General features: G+C 70.4%; 14 protein-coding genes and 1 tRNA gene. 5 read left to right on the top strand and 10 right to left on the bottom strand.

Annotation, left to right across the window (positions count from 1 at the left end; all coding sequences use genetic code 11):
- The first annotated feature begins 51 nt into the window (after window positions 1-51).
- Window positions 52-1,488, top strand: coding sequence for a pyruvate kinase (gene pyk, locus ACSYGO_RS14430; protein ID WP_426675953.1), 1,437 nt, complete (start codon window positions 52-54; stop codon window positions 1,486-1,488).
- Between the two features lie 286 nt (window positions 1,489-1,774).
- Here the strand turns inward: pyk and ACSYGO_RS14425 are convergent.
- Window positions 1,775-1,849: transfer RNA gene (locus tag ACSYGO_RS14425), tRNA-Leu, on the bottom strand.
- 100 nt (window positions 1,850-1,949) lie between these two features.
- On the opposite strand from ACSYGO_RS14425, the gene ACSYGO_RS14420 reads away from it, so the two are divergent.
- Window positions 1,950-2,606: an ANTAR domain-containing response regulator gene (locus ACSYGO_RS14420; protein WP_426675954.1), complete on the top strand. Its 657-nt coding sequence runs from the start codon at window positions 1,950-1,952 to the stop codon at window positions 2,604-2,606.
- 131 nt (window positions 2,607-2,737) lie between these two features.
- On the opposite strand, the gene ACSYGO_RS14415 is transcribed toward ACSYGO_RS14420, so the two are convergent.
- The 6 genes from ACSYGO_RS14415 to ACSYGO_RS14390 all read right to left on the bottom strand — a co-directional run bounded on the left by ACSYGO_RS14415 (window position 2,738) and on the right by ACSYGO_RS14390 (window position 9,453).
- The gene (locus ACSYGO_RS14415) at window positions 2,738-3,454 is read right to left on the bottom strand and encodes an ABC transporter ATP-binding protein (protein ID WP_028803100.1); all 717 of its coding nucleotides are present in this window, start codon (window positions 3,452-3,454) and stop codon (window positions 2,738-2,740) included.
- Window positions 3,451-4,347, bottom strand: coding sequence for an ABC transporter ATP-binding protein (locus ACSYGO_RS14410; protein ID WP_426675955.1), 897 nt, complete (start codon window positions 4,345-4,347; stop codon window positions 3,451-3,453). Before ACSYGO_RS14410 ends, ACSYGO_RS14415 begins: the two co-directional genes overlap by 4 nt.
- A 5-nt stretch (window positions 4,348-4,352) precedes the next feature.
- Entirely contained in the window at window positions 4,353-6,122 is a 1,770-nt protein-coding gene (locus tag ACSYGO_RS14405) for a branched-chain amino acid ABC transporter permease (protein WP_432176923.1), read from the bottom strand.
- Between the two features lie 5 nt (window positions 6,123-6,127).
- The gene (locus ACSYGO_RS14400; protein WP_432176920.1) at window positions 6,128-7,060 is read right to left on the bottom strand and encodes a branched-chain amino acid ABC transporter permease; all 933 of its coding nucleotides are present in this window, start codon (window positions 7,058-7,060) and stop codon (window positions 6,128-6,130) included.
- 110 nt (window positions 7,061-7,170) lie between these two features.
- Window positions 7,171-8,394, bottom strand: a complete 1,224-nt coding sequence (locus ACSYGO_RS14395; protein ID WP_199791461.1) for a branched-chain amino acid ABC transporter substrate-binding protein — start codon at window positions 8,392-8,394, stop codon at window positions 7,171-7,173.
- Window positions 8,395-8,790: 396 nt separating this feature from the next.
- Window positions 8,791-9,453, bottom strand: a complete 663-nt coding sequence (locus tag ACSYGO_RS14390) for a hypothetical protein (RefSeq protein ID WP_460386817.1) — start codon at window positions 9,451-9,453, stop codon at window positions 8,791-8,793.
- Between the two features lie 228 nt (window positions 9,454-9,681).
- Between ACSYGO_RS14390 and ACSYGO_RS14385 the strand changes: the two genes are divergently transcribed.
- On the top strand, window positions 9,682-10,224 hold the full coding sequence (locus ACSYGO_RS14385) for an RBBP9/YdeN family alpha/beta hydrolase (RefSeq protein WP_426675958.1): 543 nt from the start codon (window positions 9,682-9,684) through the stop codon (window positions 10,222-10,224).
- 311 nt (window positions 10,225-10,535) lie between these two features.
- Here ACSYGO_RS14385 and ACSYGO_RS14380 read toward each other — a convergent pair whose 3' ends face one another.
- Together ACSYGO_RS14380 and ACSYGO_RS14375 are read right to left on the bottom strand one after the other, a co-directional pair.
- On the bottom strand, window positions 10,536-10,997 hold the full coding sequence (locus tag ACSYGO_RS14380; protein ID WP_426675959.1) for a PaaI family thioesterase: 462 nt from the start codon (window positions 10,995-10,997) through the stop codon (window positions 10,536-10,538).
- 61 nt (window positions 10,998-11,058) lie between these two features.
- Complete coding sequence (locus ACSYGO_RS14375; RefSeq protein ID WP_460386816.1) at window positions 11,059-13,338, bottom strand: FdhF/YdeP family oxidoreductase; 2,280 nt, start codon at window positions 13,336-13,338, stop codon at window positions 11,059-11,061.
- Window positions 13,339-13,510: 172 nt separating this feature from the next.
- Here ACSYGO_RS14375 and polA point away from each other — a divergent pair, with 172 nt between their 5' ends.
- Both polA and ACSYGO_RS14365 read left to right on the top strand, forming a co-directional pair.
- On the top strand, window positions 13,511-16,237 hold the full coding sequence (gene polA / locus ACSYGO_RS14370; RefSeq protein ID WP_432176916.1) for a DNA polymerase I: 2,727 nt from the start codon (window positions 13,511-13,513) through the stop codon (window positions 16,235-16,237).
- Window positions 16,238-17,048: 811 nt separating this feature from the next.
- Window positions 17,049-17,843: a hypothetical protein gene (locus ACSYGO_RS14365; RefSeq protein ID WP_426675962.1), complete on the top strand. Its 795-nt coding sequence runs from the start codon at window positions 17,049-17,051 to the stop codon at window positions 17,841-17,843.
- Here ACSYGO_RS14365 and ACSYGO_RS14360 read toward each other — a convergent pair.
- Window positions 17,746-18,618 carry a DUF4184 family protein gene (locus ACSYGO_RS14360; protein ID WP_426675963.1) on the bottom strand — a complete coding sequence of 291 codons (873 nt, stop codon included), beginning with the start codon at window positions 18,616-18,618 and terminating at the stop codon, window positions 17,746-17,748. The genes ACSYGO_RS14365 and ACSYGO_RS14360 overlap by 98 nt on opposite strands.
- Window positions 18,619-18,686 lie beyond the last annotated feature (68 nt).

Here is an 18,686-nt window from a genome sequence, read left to right as displayed (position 1 = left end):
TAGTCACACGCGACCAATTCTCTACCCGCCGGTAAGGCCTAGGCTCGAATCATGCGCCGAGCAAAGATCGTTTGTACATTGGGCCCCGCCACCGACTCGTACGACCAGATCAAGGCACTGGTCGACGCCGGAATGGACGTAGCCCGCTTCAACCTCAGTCACGGCACCCATGCCGAGCACGAGGAGCGTTACCAGCACGTGCGGAAGGCCTCCGACGAGACCGGCCGCAGCGTCGGCATCCTCGCCGACCTTCAAGGCCCGAAGATCCGGCTCGGCCGCTTCAGCGAAGGTCCCGTACTCCTTGAACGCGGAGACAGCTTCACCATCACCGTCGAGGACGGCTTCGAGGGCGACCGCCAGACCTGCGGTACGACCTACGGAGGGCTGGCCTCCGACGTCACGCCCGGTGAGCGCATCCTCGTCGACGACGGCAAGGTCTGCCTGGAGGTCACGGCCGTCGACGGTCCCCGCGTGCACACCACGGTCGTCGAGGGCGGCATGGTCTCCGACCACAAGGGCCTCAACCTCCCCGGTGTCGCCGTCTCCGTCCCCGCCCTCTCCGAGAAGGACGAGGCGGACCTGCGCTGGGCCCTGCGCTCCGGATTCGACGTCATCGCCCTGTCGTTCGTCCGCAGCGGCAAGGACATCGAGGACGTCCACCGGATCATGGACGAGGAGGGCCGCCGCCTCCCGGTGATCGCCAAGGTGGAGAAGCCCCAGGCCGTCGAGAACATCGACGACATCGTCGCCGCGTTCGACGGCATCATGGTCGCGCGCGGCGACCTCGGCGTCGAAATGCCGCTGGAGCAGGTGCCGATCGTCCAGAAGCGCGCCATCAAGCTGGCCAAGCGGAACGCCAAGCCGGTCATCGTGGCCACCCAGATGCTCGACTCGATGATCGACAACTCCCGGCCCACCCGCGCGGAGGCGTCCGACGTCGCCAACGCCGTCATCGACGGCACGGACGCGGTGATGCTGTCCGGCGAGACGAGCGTCGGCAAGTACCCCGTCGAGACCGTGCGCACCATGGCACGCATCGTGGAGGCGGCGGAGGAGGACATCCTCGCCAAGGGGCTCCCGCCGCTGACCGAGCGCAACAAGCCCCGCACCCAGGGCGGTGCCGTGGCGCGCGCCGCCGCCGAGATGGGCGACTTCCTAGGCGCCCGGTTCCTCGTCGCCTTCACCCAGTCCGGGGACACGGCCCGCCGGCTGTCCCGCTACCGTTCGCCGATCCCGCTGCTGGCCTTCACCCCGGCCCAGGCGACCCGCTCCCAGCTCAACCTCACCTGGGGCGTGGAGACCTTCCTCGGCCCGCACGTCGGCTCCACCGACGCCATGGTGGAACAGGTGGACGAGTTGCTCCTGAAGTACGGCCGTTGCGAGAAGGGCGACATCGTCGTGATCACGGCGGGGTCGCCGCCCGGGGTCTCCGGTTCGACCAACCTGGTCCGCGTGCACCACATCGGTGAGGACGACAGCCCCAAGTAGGCGGTACGGCGACAGGCCCCTGCGGAATCGTAACCAGGGGCCCGTCGGTGTACCCCGACGTCGCGGCCGGGTGGTGATCGGGCGGTGCCGTTCCGGGCCGGGACGAAGCCCCAACGGGTACGCGCGGACAGCCCGGTTCACGGACAGGGGTGCGGGGCCGTCATGTCCTGGAACCAGGGGCGAATGCGCCGGAGAACTGATCGCCATGACGCGCGCAAAAGGCGCGGATGTTCAAGGGAAAGGAAACATCCACTCTTGGATGGCGACCTTGGAATCGAAAGAAAAGTGCCCCGGGTCGGACTCGAACCGACACTGTATGGGTTTTGAATCCATTGCCTGCTGCCAATTGGGCTACCGGGGCCCGCTGAATCGAAGGTTTACCCCGACCCGCTGCCTGACCACCATACCGCAGCTGGGTAGGCTCTTGGGAGCAGTACCCGCGCCCTGAACGAGGAGCCCCCGTGACCGCCCCCGAGTCGCCCCAGCCCGTAGACGCGCCCGACGACGACAAGTCGCACGTGCCTCCGCTGACGACCCGTGTCGTCATCGCTGAGGACGAGGCACTGATCCGACTCGACCTCAAAGAGATGCTGGAGGAGGAGGGCTACACCGTCGTGGGCGAGGCGGGCGACGGTGAGCAGGCCGTCGAGCTGGCCCGCGAGCACAAGCCGGACCTCGTGATCCTCGACGTGAAGATGCCGAGGCTGGACGGGATCTCCGCGGCGGAGAAGATCGCCGAGGAGAGCATCGCCCCCGTCCTCATGCTGACCGCGTTCTCGCAGCGCGACCTCGTCGAGCGGGCCCGTGACGCCGGCGCGATGGCGTACCTGGTCAAGCCCTTCAGCAAGAGCGACGTGGTGCCCGCCATCGAGATGGCGGTGTCGCGCTTCACCGAGCTGAAGGCGCTGGAGAAGGAGATCGAGGATCTCACCCAGCGGCTGGAGACGCGCAAGCTCGTCGACCGGGCCAAGTCCGTTCTGCAGACGGAGTACGGGCTGACGGAGCCGGCCGCCTTCCGGTGGATCCAGAAGACGTCCATGGACCGTCGGATGTCCATGCAGCAGGTCGCCGAGGCGGTCATCCAGGACGCCGCGGAGAAGAAGGCCGCGAAGGGCTAGTCCGCCGCACCGCCGCACCCCTGCGGCCGGGCACGCGGCGAGCGGAGCCCGTACCGGGCACACGCGAGAGGCCCGCACCCCGAGGGGTGCGGGCCTCTTCGCGCGTCCGGGGACGTGCCGGGCGGGGTGCCTCAGTCCTCGCCCAGGTACGCCTTCCGCACGGACTCGTCGTGCAGCAGGTCCTGACCGGTGCCGGAGAGGACGATGCTGCCGACCTCCATGACGTGCCCCTGGTCGGCGAGCGAGAGCGCCGCCTGGGCGTTCTGCTCGACGAGCAGGATCGTCGTGCCGGCGGCCTTCAGCTCGGCGATCGTCGACATGATCTTCTGCATCATGATCGGCGAGAGGCCCATGGACGGCTCGTCCAGCATGAGCAGCTTGGGCTGGGACATCAGCGCCCGGCCCATCGCCAGCATCTGCTGCTCACCGCCCGAGAGGGTTCCCGCGGCCTGCTTGCGCCGCTCGCCCAGGATGGGGAACAGGTCGTAGGCCCGCTGGATGTCCTTCTCGATGCCCGCCTTGTCGCTCCGCAGGAACGCTCCGAGCTGGAGGTTCTCCGCGATGGTCAGACGGGGGAAGATGTGCCGGCCCTCGGGGGAGTGGGCGAGTCCGAGGGCGACGATCTTGTGAGCGGGGACATTGGCGAGGGGCTGACCGTCGAAGAGGATGCGCCCGCCGCTGGGCTTGAGGAGCCCGGAGAGGGTACGCAGAGTCGTCGTCTTGCCGGCACCGTTGGTGCCGATGAGGGTGACGATCTGACCGGCTTCGACGGTGAAGGAGATGCCCTTGACGGCCTCGATCTTGCCGTAGGCGACCTTGAGGTCCTCGACCTCCAGCAGTGCGGTCACTGGGCGGTTCCTTCCTTGCTGGTGCTGCTCGACGCCTCGGCGGCCTCGGCGGCCTCGGCGGCTCCGGCTTCGGCGGCCTCGACCTCCGCGGCCTCCTCGTCGCCGGGGGCGCCCTCGAACGGCGTACCGAGGTAGGCGGCGATGACGCGCTCGTCGCCCTGGACGACCTCCGACGTGCCCTCGACGAGCTTCTCGCCCTGGACGAGACAGGCGACGCGGTCGCTCAGGTTGAAGATGAAGCGCATGTCGTGCTCGATGACGAGCACGGCGATGCCCCGGTCACGGATGGCGAAGACGAGTTCCTCCGTCGCCCGCGTCTCCTGCGGGTTCATGCCCGCGGTCGGCTCGTCGAGGAGCAGCAGGCCCGGGTCGCTCGCCATGGCGCGGGCGATCTCCAGCTTGCGCTGCTCGCCGTAGGGGAGGTTGCGGGAGAGATGGTCGGCCTTGTGGTCGAGGCCGATGAACTCCAGCAGCTCCATGGCGCGTTCACGGGACGCGGCCTCGGCCTTGCGGAAGCCCGGACCGCGCAGGAGCGCGGACCAGAGGCCTTCCTTCGTCCGGGTGTGCCGGCCCACGAGCACGTTCTCCAGAACGGTCATGTTGGCGAACAGCCGGATGTTCTGGAAGGTACGGGCGATGCCCGCGCTGGTGACCAGGTGGGGCTTGGGCGGGAGGACCTTGCCCTTGTACGCGACCTTGCCCTCGGTGGGGACGTAGAGGCCCGTCAGGCAGTTGAAGAAGGTGGTCTTTCCCGCGCCGTTGGGTCCGATGAGGCCGACGATCTCACCCGAGTTGACCGTGAGGTCGACGCTGCGGACGGCGGTGAGACCGCCGAAGCGCATGGTGACGCCGCTGGCTTCGAGCACCGGGGTGGGGGCTGTGGTGGTGGTCATGTGGGTCACGCCCCTGCCTTCGTGACGCCGACGGTGGTGTCGGGCAGGGCCTGCTCCGGAATGTCGAGCTGGCCGGTGTCGTGGAATTCGAGCTGACGGCGGCGGTTGGCCACGATGCCCTCGGGGCGGAAGCGCATCAGGATGACGAGCGCGAGACCGAAGGCGAGGAGCTGGTACTCCCTCAGGAAGCCGAGCTTCTCGGGGAGGAGGTAGAGCAGCGACGCGCCGAGGATCGGGCCGTTGACGGTGCCCATGCCGCCGAGGACGACCGCGGCGAGCAGGAAGGCGGAGTTCGGCGGCACCGAGCCGGCGAACTGGTACGGGGCCGGGTTGACGCTGTAGCCGACGTGGGCGCTGACGGTGCCCGCGAGGCCGGCGAGCGAGGCGCCCAGCGCGAAGGCGATGAGCTTGACGCGGAAGCCGTTGATGCCCATGGCGGTGGCGGCGGTCTCGTCCTCGCGGATGGCGATCCACGAGCGGCCGATACGGGAGTCGGCGGCGCGGTTGAAGACGACGACCACGATCGCCGTGATGATCAGCATCAGCAGGAAGTAGTTCGCGAACCGGCCGAGGGTGACCCCGCCGACGTCGTGGCTGCTGCCGAAGTTGAACCCGAAGATGCTGAGGTCCGGGATCATGGAGATGCCGTTGGGGCCGTTGGTGAGGTTGGGCCCGGAGGAACCGTCCATGTTGTTGACGGAGATACGGAAGATCTCTCCGAAGCCGAGCGTCACGATGGCGAGGTAGTCACCGCGCAGGCGCAGGGTCGGCGCTCCGATGAGGACACCGAAGACGAGCGACGCGGCCATGCCCGTCAGCATCGCGGCCCAGAAGGGGAACTGGACGCCGGAGAAGCGGGAGAACTCCGAGCCGGAGACGAGGGCCGCGGCGTAGGCGCCGACACCGAGGAAGGCGACGTAACCGAGGTCGAGGAGACCGGTGAGGCCGACGACGATGTTCAGGCCGAGGGCGACGGTGGCGACGACGAGGATGTTCACGCCGAGGTTCGAGTTGTGCTCGTTGTTCTCGACGAAGGGGAACAGCGCCGCGGCCAGGAACGCCATCGAGGTGGCGAAGCCCTTGTGGCGGGCGTTGAGGGCGGAGAACCGGTCGAAGAGGCCCGCGGTCATCAGCGCCCAGACGCCGAAGACGACCAGCAGCAGATAGCCGAGGAACGTTTCGCTCGCCTCGGGGTCGACGCCGATGCCGTACGCGAAGATGATCAGTGCCGCGGCGGTGGCGCCGGTGATGACGAGGCGCTCGCCCCAGACCGGGAGCTTGGCGGCCGGCGGGATGTTCTCCGGCTTGGTGACGTAGTCCTTGAACGTGTCGCCCGGCTTGGGCAGCGCGAGCGCGCCGAGGACCGCGATCAGGGAGCCGACGGCGGTGATGTAGGCGCCGGGGTCCAGGGCGACGAGGCCTTTGAGGTCCACGGCGATGGCGATGGCGCTGAACCAGCTGACCGCGAAGGCGGAGCAGGACGCGAGGACGACGGGCTGCGTGGCGCCCGACGGGTTGAGCCAGCCGAGGCCCCGCACGTTCCACAGGGTCAGCGCGAACAGCAGGGTGAGGATGCCCGCGACGAGGTCGAGGATCTGGAGACCGGCCGGGGAGCCGTAGTACGTGAGGTCCCCGGGGAATTCGTCCGTGTACGTCCAGGACATGAACGTACTGGCGATGGTGGCGACGGCGCCGACCGCGACGAGGACGCGGGCGGCGGCCTGCGGCAGTGCGATCAGCCCGCGCTCCGGGGACGTGGTGTCGATGGATGCCATGGTGCTCACGCCCTGTCCGCGACGCGTTCGCCGACCAGGCCTTGTGGCCTGAACAGCAAGACGAGGATGAGGAGGACGAAGGCCCAGACGGAGGACCAGCCGCCGCCGCCGAGCTGCTGCATGCCCGGGATGCCGTCGATGTAGGAGGTGGCCAGGGTCTCGGCGAGGCCGAGGACGAGGCCGCCGATCATGGCGCCGTAGATGTTGCCGATGCCGCCGAGGACGGCCGCGGTGAAGGCCTTGAGGCCCATCTGGAAGCCCATGTCGTACTTGATGGTGCCGTAGCGCAGGCCGTACGCGACGGCCGCGACCGCGGCGAAGAAGCCGCCGATGGCGAAGGCGACCACGATGATGCGGTTCGTGTCGATGCCCATCAGCTGCGCGGTGTCCGGGTCCTGCGCGGTGGCCTGCATGGCGCGGCCGGTGCGCGACAGACGGACGAAGAAGGCGAGGGCGGCCATGCAGATCGGGGCGGCGATGATGACGAAGAAGGAGCCGCTCTGGATGCTGACCGAACCGATGTGCAAGGGCCCGAAGGGGAGTTGCGGGAACTTGAGGTCGTTCTTCGCGTTCGGGTACCAGTTGAAGACGGCCTGCTGGAGTGCCAGTGAGAGGCCGATGGCGGTGATGAGCGGTGCGAGGCGTGGTGCTCCGCGAAGTGGTCGGTAGGCGAAGCGTTCCGCCCCGACGGCGATGAGGACGGAGACGAGGCCGCCGCCTATCAGCATCGCTGGGAGGGCTATCCACATGGTGGTGCCGTCGGGCAGGACATACAGGTAGACCGTGAGCGCGCCGAAGCCGCCGGTCATGAAGATCTCGCCGTGGGCGAAGTTGATGAGCTGGACGATGCCGTACACCATCGTGTAGCCGATGGCGATCAGCCCGTACATCGAGCCGAGGAACAGCCCGTTGGCCAGCTGCTGCGGCAGGGTGTTCACCGCATGGCCTCCATGTGGTGGGGAGAGTTGAGCAGGGCGTATGAAGCGGGCCGCGCGGTGACGGGTGGTCTGGCCGCGCGGCCCTTGGATGGTGCTAGCGGCAGTGTGGATCAGCCGTTGAACGTGCCGCTCTTGACGGCCTTCCACTTGCCGTCGACGACCTGGTAGACGGTGAGCTGCTTGTTCGTGGTGTCACCGAACTCGTCGAAGGAGACGGGGCCGGCGATGCCGTCGAACTTGGTCTTCTGGACCTCGGCGACGATCTTGGCGCGAGCGTCGTCCGGGACCTTGCCGTCCTTCACGACGTTGCCGATCGCCTTGATGATGGCGGTCGCGGCGTCGTAGGAGTAGCCGCCGTAGGTGCCGTAGTCGCCCTTGAGGCCGGAGGCCTTGTACTTCTTGATGAACTCGGCGGCGGAGGGCAGCGAGTCGACGGGCTGGCCGACGGAGGTCACGAGGTCGCCCTCGGACGTCTTGCCGGCGGTCTCGATGTAGGTCGGGGTGAACATGCCGTCACCACCGAACAGCGGGATCTTGGCTCCGCCGTCCTTGAGCTGCTTGGTGAGCTTCTCCGACTCGTCGTACTGGCCGCCGTAGTACACGAGGTCGGCCTTCGACTTCTTGATCTTGGTGACGAGGGCCGAGAAGTCCGTGTCGCCCGTGTTGACGTGGTCCTCGCCCGCGACCTTGCCGCCCGACTTGGTGAAGCCCGCCTTGAACAGCTTGGCGAGGCCGGCACCGTAGGTCTGCTTGTCGTCGACGACGAACACCTTGCGCTTCTTCAGCGTGTTGTAGGCGTAGTCGGCCGCGAAGCCGCCCTGGAGGGCGTCGGTGGTGGCGGTGCGGAAGTACGTCTTGAACGGACGCGACTTCGACGTCTGCCAGTTCTTGCCCTGGGTCAGCTCGGGCGCCGTGTTGGACGGCGAGATCTCGACCAGGTTGGCCGTGGCGAAGACCTGCTGCATCTGCGTGGCGACACCGGAGTTGAGCGGGCCGACGACGCCGAGGACCTTGTCGTTCTGGACGAGCTGGGTGGCGTTCGACTGGCCCTGGGCCGGGATCGCCTTGTCGTCGAGCGCCTGGACCTTGAAGGTCACGCCGGGAACGGTGTTGTTCTTGTTGGCGTCGTTGACGGCGATCTGGACGCCGCCCTGGATACCGAGGCCGGTGGCCGAGTTCTGGCCGGTCAGCGGCGCGTCGACGCCGATGATGATCTCGGTCTTCTTGCCGCTGTCCTTGCTGTCCCCGCCGTCGTCGCGCGAGCCGCAGGCGGTCAGCGTGAGTGCTCCCGTGGTGAGCACGGAGGTGAGTATGACCAAAGAACGGTGTCGCACGTTGATTCCTCTCCCTGGCGCGGCACCCCAAGGTGGGGGCCGTGAGTCTCGCCGGGCCGTACTGGGTGAAACAGGCCGTGCAGCAGACGCGCCCGGCGGCGCGGTGACTGGCCGTGACTCTAAGCGCAGGTAGGGGGCATGGGGAGGAGCGCGGGGAAGGCTGTGACGCTCTTGTTATGCGGGGGCTGTCCCGGTGGGTGCGGGCCGGACGATCGGACTATTTGGGCACCGCGGTCCGGGGGCACCGTGTGTTCGCATGCTGAGAACGCCCTGTTCCGGTTCATGGCGTCGGCCGGACCCGGTAGACCTGGCGGGTCGCCGCGGCCTTCCGTGGGGCGAGATCCGGACACGGTCCCGGCCGGGCCATTGCTTCATTACGGCAGAGGTAACCCACTGTTACCGCCGTATGAGGCGGCGGCGGGTGTCCCGATGGGACGAAGTGGGCGCGGGTGAGCTGGGGTTGGGAAAGCAGACGGCGTGCAGGTCGGCCCACAGGTCCCGCGGGTAGGCGCCGCCGAAGAGAAAGCTCTGCTGCTGCCGAGCGGTCCTGTTGCTCAGGAGCAGGTCGAGGTGCGGGAGGTCGAGGGCCGGCGGCAGCGCGTTGCACTTGTATACGGAGATGCGCACCGTGATCAGCCGGGGCGAGCCCGCCTTCACTGTCAGTGGCAGGCGGGGTGTCGTGGCCGCCCCCAACTCCGGCAGCCCTGCGCCCACTTGATGGACGGTGACCGGGCTGCCGCGCGAGACGTCGACCTCGAAGCGGAAGGTGGCGGGTGCCGGCCCCCGGCCCTTGTAGTACACGTTCGTGACGCCTGCCGGCCAGGGGTACGGATTCGGGGTGGCCTCTGTGGCCGGGTCGGGGCGCAGCAGGAAGAATGCGCCGGTGACGGCCGCGGTGACCACCAGGGCCTGGGCGAGACGCTGCCGGGAGCGCGGCAGGGAATCCCAACGGGTGTGGGCGCGCGCGGAGTTCGACCACAGGAGGTCGGGTGGCGGGTCCTGGTGGGGGCCGTCGGGGTCATCGGGGTGGTACGACTCGACGGGCCCGATGCCGGTCATGCCTCACGCTAAGCCGGAGCCGGTGACTCCGCCAATGGTCCTCTCGGCGAGAAGAGTTGGCCGCACCCGCCGCCGAGCCGTCTTGGCATGCGGGCGGTGCTGGCCCTTGATCGCCCCGGGTTGCTATAACGGCGGACGAGCCGGACGGACCGGGCACCGAGCCCCGTCTCCGCACGAAGACGTCGGCGGGGGACCGCCGGCCGGGTCCCGCGCACACGAGAGGCGGGCATGGAACGGTCGGCGACCTGTGTGTTCCTCGCGGGTATCGGCAACTCCGGGCCGGAACACTGGCAGTCCCTGTGGCGCGGTCGGCTCCCCGGCAGCGTCTGGGTGGAGCACGACACGTGGGACGAGCCCGACCGCGACGCGTGGGTCCGCGACCTGGACTCCGCGCTCCGCTCGATCGCGGGGCCGAAGGTCCTCGTCGCCCACAGCCTCGGCTGTTCGGTGCTGGCGGAGTGGGCCGTCGACCACGCCGACGAGGGCGTCGTCGGGGCGTTCCTGGTCGCCATGCCCGATCCGCACGGGCCCGGGTTCCCCGCGGAGGCGGTCGGCTTCGACGCTCCCCGGCACGAGCCGCTGCCCTTCCCGGCCGTGCTCGTCGCCAGTGAGGACGATCCCTACGGATCCATGGAGTACGCCGTGGCGGCCGCCGGACGGCTGGGTGCCCCGCTGGTGAACGTCGGCTCCAAGGGGCACATCAACGCGCAGTCGGGACTGGACGACTGGCCGGAGGGCTGGTCCCTGTTCACCGAGCGCTTCCCGGGCTGAGCCGCTCCGCGGGCCGATCGGCTCGATCGGACTGATCGGGTCCGCCGGGCCGATCGGCTCGATCAGGCCGATCCGCTCCGCCGGACTCATCTGCCGTGTCGGATTCATCCGTTGTGTCGGATTCATCCGCTCCGGCGGCGTGCGTCGTCGGTGCGCTCCGGTGCGGCGACCCGTGCGCCGCGGGAAGGGGCGCGCCCGCCGGTGGGGAGGGGCGCGCAAGGAGGCGGCGCGCCGCAGGCCCGGCCAGGGCGCACGCCAGGAAGGGGGTGCGCGCCCCTGGTCCGTCGTCGGGCGAGGGGCGCCGCCGGACGTCAGATGCCGGGCGCGTCCTTGAGGACGCAGGTGAGCCGCGCGCTGCAGACGCGCTTGCCGTCCTCGTCCGTGATGGCGATCTCGTACGTCGCCGACGTGCGGCCCCGGTGCACGGGCGTGGCCACGCCCGTGACCAGACCGGAGCGCACTCCGCGGTGATGCGTGCAGTTCAGGTCGACGCCCACGGCGATCTTGGTGATGCCGCCGTGCAGCATCGCGCCGACGGAGCCGATGGTCTCGGCGAGGACGGCGGAGGCGCCCCCGTGCAGCAGGCCGTAGGGCTGGGTGTTGCCCTCGACCGGCATGGTGCCCACGACCCGGTCCGCGGAGGCCTCGACGATCTGCACGCCCATCCGGGTGCCGAGGTGGCCCGCGGAGAACAGCGCGGGCAGGTCGACGCCCAGGGCGGCGTACTCGTCGATGACCTCTTGCGGGAACTTCACGGGGTGCTGCTCGCCCATCGGGCCCGGCTCCGTTCGTCGTGGATCACGTCGTCGTGGATCGCTGTGTCTGAGCAAACGCTCAGTCGGTTGCCGATTGTTCCAGACGGACGACCACGGACTTGCTGGCAGGGGTGTTGCTGGTGTCCGCGGTGGCGTCCAGCGGGACGAGGACGTTGGTCTCCGGGTAGTACGCCGCCGCGCAGCCCCGCGCCGTCGGATAGTGCACGACGCGGAAGCCGGGCGCGCGCCGCTCCAGGCCGTCCTTCCACTCGCCGACGAGGTCCACGTACGAACCGTCGGCGAGCTTCAGCTCCCGGGCGTCCTCGGGGTTCACCAGCACCACGCGACGACCGTTCTTTATGCCCCGATATCGGTCGTCCAGGCCGTAGATGGTCGTGTTGTACTGATCGTGCGAGCGCAGGGTCTGGAGCAGCAGACGGCCCTCGGGGACCTCCGGGTACTCCACGGGCGCGGCCGTGAAGTTCGCCTTGCCGGTGGCCGTGGGGAAGCGGCGCTCGTCGCGCGGGGCGTGCGGGAGGGCGAACCCCCCGGGGTGCGCCACGCGCGCGTTGAAGTTCTCGAAGCCGGGGACGACGCGCGCGATGCGGTCGCGGATCGTCGCGTAGTCCTTCTCGAACTCCTCCCAGGGGGTGGCGCTGCGCTCGCCCAGCACCCGGCGGGCCAGCCGGCACACGATGGCGGGCTCCGACAGCAGCCGCGGGCTCGCGGGCTCCAGCCGGCCGCGTGAGGCGTGCACCATGCCCATGGAGTCCTCGACGGTGACGAACTGCTCGCCCCCGCCCTGGAGATCGCGCTCCGTGCGGCCCAGGGTGGGCAGGATCAGCGCACGCGCGCCCGTGACCACGTGCGAACGGTTCAGCTTCGTCGACACGTGCACCGTCAGCCGGGCACGGCGCATCGCCGCCTCCGTCACGTCCGTGTCGGGGGAGGCCGCGACGAAGTTGCCGCCCATCGCGAAGAACACCTTCGCCTCGCCGTCCCGCAGGGCCCGGATGGCGCGTACGACGTCGAAACCGTGCTCGCGCGGCGGCGCGAAGCCGAACTCCTTCTCCAGGGCGTCCAGGAAGGCGGGGGCGGGCCGCTCGAAGATGCCCATCGTGCGGTCGCCCTGCACGTTCGAGTGGCCGCGCACCGGGCAGACACCCGCGCCGGGGCGGCCGATGTTGCCGCGCAGCAGCAGGAAGTTGACGACCTCACGGATGGTGGGGACCGAGTGCTTGTGCTGGGTGAGGCCCATCGCCCAGCACACGATGGTGCGCCGTGAGGCGAGGACCATGCGCAGGGCCTCGTCGATCCGCTCACGGGTCAGGCCGGTCGCGGCGAGCGTCTCGTCCCAGTCCGCGCCGCCGGCGGCCGCGGCGAACTCCTCGTACCCGTGCGTGTGTTCCCGGACGAATTCCTCGTCGACGGCGCCGTCCGTCTCCAGGATCAGCTTGTTCAGCAGGCGGAACAGCGCCTGGTCGCCGCCGAGGCGGATCTGCAGGAACAGGTCGGTGAGCGCCGCGCCCTTGAGCATCCCCTGGGGGGTCTGCGGGTTCTTGAAGCGCCCCAGGCCCGCCTCGGGCAGCGGGTTGACCGTGATGATCTTCGCGCCGTTCGCCTTGGCCTTCTCCAGCGCCGAGAGCATCCGGGGGTGGTTCGTGCCGGGGTTCTGCCCGGCGACGATGATCAGATCCGCCTGGTGGAGGTCGTCGAGCAGGACGCTGCCCTTGCCGATGCCTATGGTCTCGGAGAGAGCGGACCCCGACGACTCGTGGCACATGTTCGAGCAGTCCGGCAGGTTGTTCGTGCCGAGCTCACGGGCGAACAGCTGATACAGGAACGCGGCCTCGTTGCTGGTGCGCCCGGAGGTGTAGAAGACGGCCTCGTCGGGGGAGCCGAGCGCGGTGATCTCCTCGGCGACGATGTCGAAGGCCCGCTCCCAGGTCACCGGTTCGTACCGGTCGGCGCCGTCCGCCAGATACATGGGGTGGGTGAGGCGGCCCTGCTGGCCGAGCCAGTAGCCGCTGCGGGTCGCGAGGTCGGCCACGGGGTGCGCGGCGAAGAAGTCGGGGGTGACCCGGCGCAGCGTGGCCTCCTCGGCGACCGCCTTCGCGCCGTTCTCGCAGAACTCCGCCGTGTGCCGGTGCTCGGGCTCGGGCCACGCGCAGCCCGGACAGTCGAAGCCGTCCTTCTGGTTGACCCTGAGGAGGGTGAGCGCGGTACGCCGCACCCCCATCTGCTGCTGCGCGACGCGCAGGGTGTGCCCGATCGCGGGCAGCCCGGCGGCCGCGTGCTTCGGCTCGGCGACCTTCGGTGCGTCCTGGACCGGATCGCTCTTCGGAGGCTTGCTGGCCATCGCCCACCCCTTCACGTGCACAGTCAGCTGTACGACACCTCGTACCCCGGCCGAAATCCTCGCATGTCGTGCCGGCGGGCCCCCCGCCGGGCCCACGGTGTCCGGCCCCGCGGACGCCCGCACCGGGCCGGGAGGGCTCTCGATGTCAGTGGGGCGTGGCAGGATCGGGGGCGTGGCAGAAACAGCATCGAAGAAGACCGAGAAAACCGCAGGTGCGGGTCGTCCGCGGCTGATGCTCATGGACGGGCACTCGCTGGCGTACCGCGCGTTCTTCGCGCTGCCCGCGGAGAATTTCACCACCGCGACCGGCCAGCCGACGAACGCAATCTACGGTTTCGCGTCGATGCTGGCGAACACGCTGCGCGACGAGGCGCCCACGCACTTCGCGGTGGCCTTCGACGTCTCGCGCAAGACCTGGCGTTCCGAGGAGTTCACCGAGTACAAGGCGAACAGGTCGAAGACCCCGGACGAGTTCAAGGGGCAGGTCGAGCTGATCGGCGAGCTGCTCGACGCGATGCACGTCCAGCGCTTCGCGGTCGAGGGCTTCGAGGCCGACGACATCATCGCCACGCTCGCCACCCAGGCCGAGGCCGAGGGCTTCGAGGTGCTGATCGTCACCGGCGACCGCGACTCGTTCCAGCTGGTCTCCGAGCACACCACCGTGCTGTACCCGACGAAGGGCGTCTCGGAGCTGACCCGGTTCACCCCGGAGAAGGTCGTCGAGAAGTACGGACTGACGCCGGCCCAGTACCCCGACTTCGCGGCCCTGCGCGGCGACCCGTCCGACAACCTGCCGGGCATCCCCGGCGTCGGCGAGAAGACCGCCGCGAAGTGGATCAACCAGTTCGGATCGTTCGCGGACCTCGTCGAGCGCGTCGACGAGGTCAAGGGCAAGGCCGGACAGAACCTGCGCGACCACCTGGAAGCGGTGAAGCTCAACCGCCGCCTCACCGAGATGGTCAAGGACGTGGAGCTGTCCCGCACGGTCCCCGACCTGGAGCGCGCGGCGTACGACCGCAAGGCCGTCGCGATGGTCCTGGACACCCTGGAGATCCGCAACCCCTCGCTGCGCGAGCGGCTCCTCGCCGTCGACCCGGGGTCCGACGAGGCCGAGGCGGCCCAGCCGGTCGCCGAGGGCGTCGAGGTGGACGGCACGGTGCTGGGCGCGGGCGAGCTGAAGCCGTGGCTCACCGAGCACGGCACGGCGGTCCTCGGCGTGGCCACCGTCGACTCGTGGGGCCTGGGCACCGGCTCGGTGGCCGAGGTCGCGCTCGCCGCAGGCGCCGGCGCCGCCGCCTGGTTCGACCCCTCGCAGCTGGACGAGGCCGACGAGAACGCGTTCGCGACATGGCTCGCCGACCCCGCGAAGCCCAAGATCATGCACAACGCCAAGGGCGCGATGCGGGTCTTCGCCGAGCACGGCTGGAGCATCGAGGGCGTGTCCATGGACACCGCGCTCGCCGCCTACCTGGTCAAGCCCGGCCGTCGCTCCTTCGCGCTGGACGCGCTGTCCCTGGAGTACCTGGGCCGGGAGCTCGGACCCGCCGCCGCGGCCGACGGGCAGCTCGCCTTCGGCACCGACGACCGGGCCGAGGCCGACGCGCTGATGGCCCAGGCCCGCACGATCCTCGACCTGGGCGAGACGTTCGTGGGCAAGCTGGAGGAGGTCGGCGCCACCGACCTGCTGCGCGACATGGAGCTGCCCACGTCCGCGCTGCTCGCCCGCATGGAGCGCTTCGGCATCGCGGCGGACAGGGCCCATCTGGAGGCCATGGAGCAGATGTTCGCGGGTGCCGTGCAGCAGGCGGTGAAGGAGGCCCACGCCGCCGCCGGGCACGAGTTCAACCTCGGCTCGCCCAAGCAGCTCCAGGAAGTGCTCTTCGGCGAGCTGGCCCTGCCGAAGACCAAGAAGACCAAGACGGGTTACACGACGGACGCGGACGCCCTCGCGTGGCTCGCGACGCAGACCGACAACGAACTGCCCGTGATCATGCTCCGCCATCGCGAGCAGGCGAAGCTGCGCTCCACGGTCGAGGGTCTGATCAAGACGGTCGCTGCGGACGGCCGCATCCACACCACGTTCAACCAGACCGTCGCGGCGACGGGCCGTCTCTCCTCCACGGACCCGAACCTCCAGAACATCCCGGTCCGCACGGACGAGGGACGCGCGATCCGCCGTGGCTTCGTCGTCGGCGAGGGCTTCGAGTCCCTGATGACCGCGGACTACAGCCAGATCGAACTGCGCGTGATGGCCCACCTGTCCGAGGACGAGGGGCTGCTGGAGGCGTTCACCTCCGGCGAGGACCTCCACACCACCGTCGCCTCCCAGGTGTTCTCCGTGGAGCGGTCCGCGGTCGACGCGGAGATGCGCCGCAAGATCAAGGCGATGTCGTACGGCCTGGCCTACGGGCTGTCGGCCTTCGGCCTCTCGCAGCAGCTGAACATCGAGGCGGGCGAGGCCCGTGCGCTGATGGACACCTACTTCGAGCGCTTCGGCGGGGTGCGGGACTATCTGCGCCGCGTGGTCGACGAGGCGCGCGCGACGGGCTACACGGCGACGCTCTTCGGCCGCCGCCGCTACCTGCCGGACCTCAACAGCGACAACCGGCAGCGCCGCGAGGCGGCCGAGCGGATGGCGCTGAACGCGCCGATCCAGGGCACGGCGGCGGACATCGTCAAGATCGCCATGCTGAATGTGGACCGGGCGCTGCGCGAGGCGGATCTGAAGTCCCGGATGCTCCTCCAGGTGCACGACGAAATCGTCCTGGAGGTCGCCGCGGGCGAGCGCGAGCGGACCGAGGAGCTGCTGCGCCGCGAGATGGCGTCGGCGGTGCAGCTCCGGGCTCCCCTCGACGTGTCCGTCGGCACGGGCACGGACTGGGAGTCGGCGGCGCACTGAGCCGTTCCCCGGCATCCCCGCCGGGCTCCGGCGGGGATGGCGGGCTTCGGGCGGGGCGCTCCGCTCATCGGGCGGGCCGCCGGCCCCGGAGCGGGTGCAGTCTCCGGAGGGGGGTCCTGTCTCCGGAGGGGGTCCTGTCTCCGGGCGAGCCGGCCCTCGGGGTCCGGTCCCAGGGGGCCGGTCAACGGGAGGGGCGCCGCCCTTGCGAGCCGGTCCTCGGGCCGGTCCAAGGGAGGCCTGATGTCCCGAGGCCGATGATCCCTGGGGGAGTGGTCCCCGGTACGTCCAGCGCCGGAGAGCCGGTACGGGAGGCCCCAGCGGGTGGGCTGGTACCGGAAGGTCCGGCCGGGAGGGCTGGTACGGGGCGGGCCCGGCGGGGTGAGCCGGTGCTGGAAGGTTCCGCCGCGAAGGCCGGTGCAGGAAGTTTCCGCCGGGAGGGCCGGTACGGGGCAGGCCCGGCCGAGTGAGCCGGTGCAGGAAGGACCCGCCGCGCCGGGAGGACGGCCGCGGGCAGGCCCCGTCGGGAAGCCCGTGCTGGAGGGCCCGCCGGGAGGGCCGGTGCTGGAAGGTTCCGCCGGGGGCGGTACGGGGCGGGCCCGGCGGGGTGAGCCGGTGCTGGAAGGTTCCGCCGGGAGGACGGCCGTGGGCGGGCTCCGTCGGGAAGCCCGTGCCGGAGGGCCCGCCGGGAGGGCCGGCACCCTGGGGACCGGCCCGGCAGGGCAGGCGCGGGGACCGCGTCGGCTCCGGGGGCGTCACCCGCGTGGCCCCCGCAAAGACGCCCCCGGGCCGCAGCGGCCGCAAGGATGCGGGCATGGGTATACGCATGCTCCACCGCCGTACGGTCATGGCCACCGCCGTCGTCTGTGCGGCCACGGCCGTCGTCCCGGCGCTGCTCGCGCCGATGCCCGCTGTCGCCGCGGGAGCCGGTACCGCCCAGGTGCCCGCCACGTACCGCACGCCCCGTGACCCCGAACGCGCCGCCCGGATGTCCCGCGACACCCGGGCGGCGCTGTCGTCCCGCACAGGCACCGCCCCGGCAGCGGTCCACGAGGACGACACCGGGCTGAGCTGCGCCCGCGCGAGCGAGCGCCAGATCGACGAGGTGAGCGGAGCCCGGGGCGTGCTCATGGAGGCCGTCCTGCGCCTCGCGGAGACACGGCTGCCGGGCGTCCTCACCGACGCCCGTTCCTTCCTGAAGACCCGCACCCACGGACTGATGCCGCCCGGCCGGATCCGCGGCGACGGGCGACGTGTGCCCTCCGGCGCGGCGCGCGAGCCGGCGACCCGTTCCGAGGACGGCCCGCTGCTCAGGACCCGGCACGGGTGGCGGGTGCACGGCGTCGGCGCGTTCAAGGGCACCCACCGCACCTATCGCATGGTCGTCCTGACCCGTGACAACCCGACGACGCCCTACCAGGTCCGCACCATCGGACGGATCGCGACCATCGGGCGCATCGCGCAGGCCGTGCACCGCGGCCTCAACCAGGGCCGCGGCCTGATCCAGGGACTCAGCCCGCAGAGCGTGATCGGTCAGGAGCCGGACGGCCCGGTTCCGTACGAACCGCTGCCGGGCCGGGACGAGCCGGAGCAGGACGCCACACCCTGATCCCGGCCGCGTACAGCGCGAGTCCGAGCGCCAGCCCGGCACCCGCGCCGAAGCACACCGTCGGGATCAATTCCCAGGGCTTGGCGGTGGAGCCCCAGTAGGCCCACCAGCGCGACGCCCGCTGCACCGCGCCCAGCAGCGCGCAGCACCCGAGCACGGCGGCGGCGAGCCACCGGTCGGACGAGGACAGCACGGGCACCCCCACGGGCTCGCCGTGGGGCGTCCGGCGCAGCGCGACGACCACGAAGACCACGAGCACGATGGCCGCCACGGCCGAACTGCCGTACTGCGCGTACCAGAACAGTGGCGAGCCGCCCACGTCCCGCCCGAGGACGGGGACGAGCCGCACGCCCCACCGGTCGTGGTGCGTGAAGGCGTCCCACACGACATGGGTCAGCCCGCCGAGCACCGCGGAGACGTACCACCGCAGGGCCGTCGACCACCGGGGACGCGTACGGGGCGTGCCGCAGCGCAGCAGCCGGGCCGGACGCCCCTGCGCGGCGGCCGGCAGCAGCGCCACCAGCGGCTCGCGCAGCACCAGCCAGGCGGCCACGAGTGCCCACGCGACGAACACGTCGAAGGAGAGGACACCGGGCAACGAGTGCGTGAACGTGCCGAAATCCATCGCCCCGGGCAGCACACTCGCCGCGTAGTAGGTCATGTCGGGAGCGAACGAGCCGGCCACCAGCACGGCGGGGACCAGCCGGCCGCGCCCCGTCCCGTCGCCGCGGACGCCCGGCAGCACCGCAGCCGCGTGGCTGAGAGTGAAGGGCAAGTCGTCCCCCTGCGACTAGGGTTGGCCGAGCATGCCCGGCACGGTGATCACCGACGCCCAGTATGAGG

The sequence above is a fragment of the Streptomyces krungchingensis genome (assembly GCF_054729265.1).
The sequence above is the reverse complement of the archived record's forward strand: the minus strand, read 5'-3'. Positions and strand labels throughout refer to the sequence as shown.

What these genes read in the sequence shown, in the direction of transcription:
- ACSYGO_RS14365 (WP_426675962.1), top strand. Translation starts at nt 17,049, where the DNA reads ATGGGTATACGCATGCTCCACCGCCGTACGGTCATGGCCACCGCCGTC.
- ACSYGO_RS14380 (WP_426675959.1), bottom strand. Translation starts at nt 10,997, where the DNA reads ATGGGCGAGCAGCACCCCGTGAAGTTCCCGCAAGAGGTCATCGACGAG.
- pyk (WP_426675953.1), top strand. Translation starts at nt 52, where the DNA reads ATGCGCCGAGCAAAGATCGTTTGTACATTGGGCCCCGCCACCGACTCG.
- ACSYGO_RS14405 (WP_432176923.1), bottom strand. Translation starts at nt 6,122, where the DNA reads ATGGCATCCATCGACACCACGTCCCCGGAGCGCGGGCTGATCGCACTG.
- ACSYGO_RS14410 (WP_426675955.1), bottom strand. Translation starts at nt 4,347, where the DNA reads ATGACCACCACCACAGCCCCCACCCCGGTGCTCGAAGCCAGCGGCGTC.
- ACSYGO_RS14375 (WP_460386816.1), bottom strand. Translation starts at nt 13,338, where the DNA reads ATGGCCAGCAAGCCTCCGAAGAGCGATCCGGTCCAGGACGCACCGAAG.
- ACSYGO_RS14385 (WP_426675958.1), top strand. Translation starts at nt 9,682, where the DNA reads ATGGAACGGTCGGCGACCTGTGTGTTCCTCGCGGGTATCGGCAACTCC.
- ACSYGO_RS14390 (WP_460386817.1), bottom strand. Translation starts at nt 9,453, where the DNA reads ATGACCGGCATCGGGCCCGTCGAGTCGTACCACCCCGATGACCCCGAC.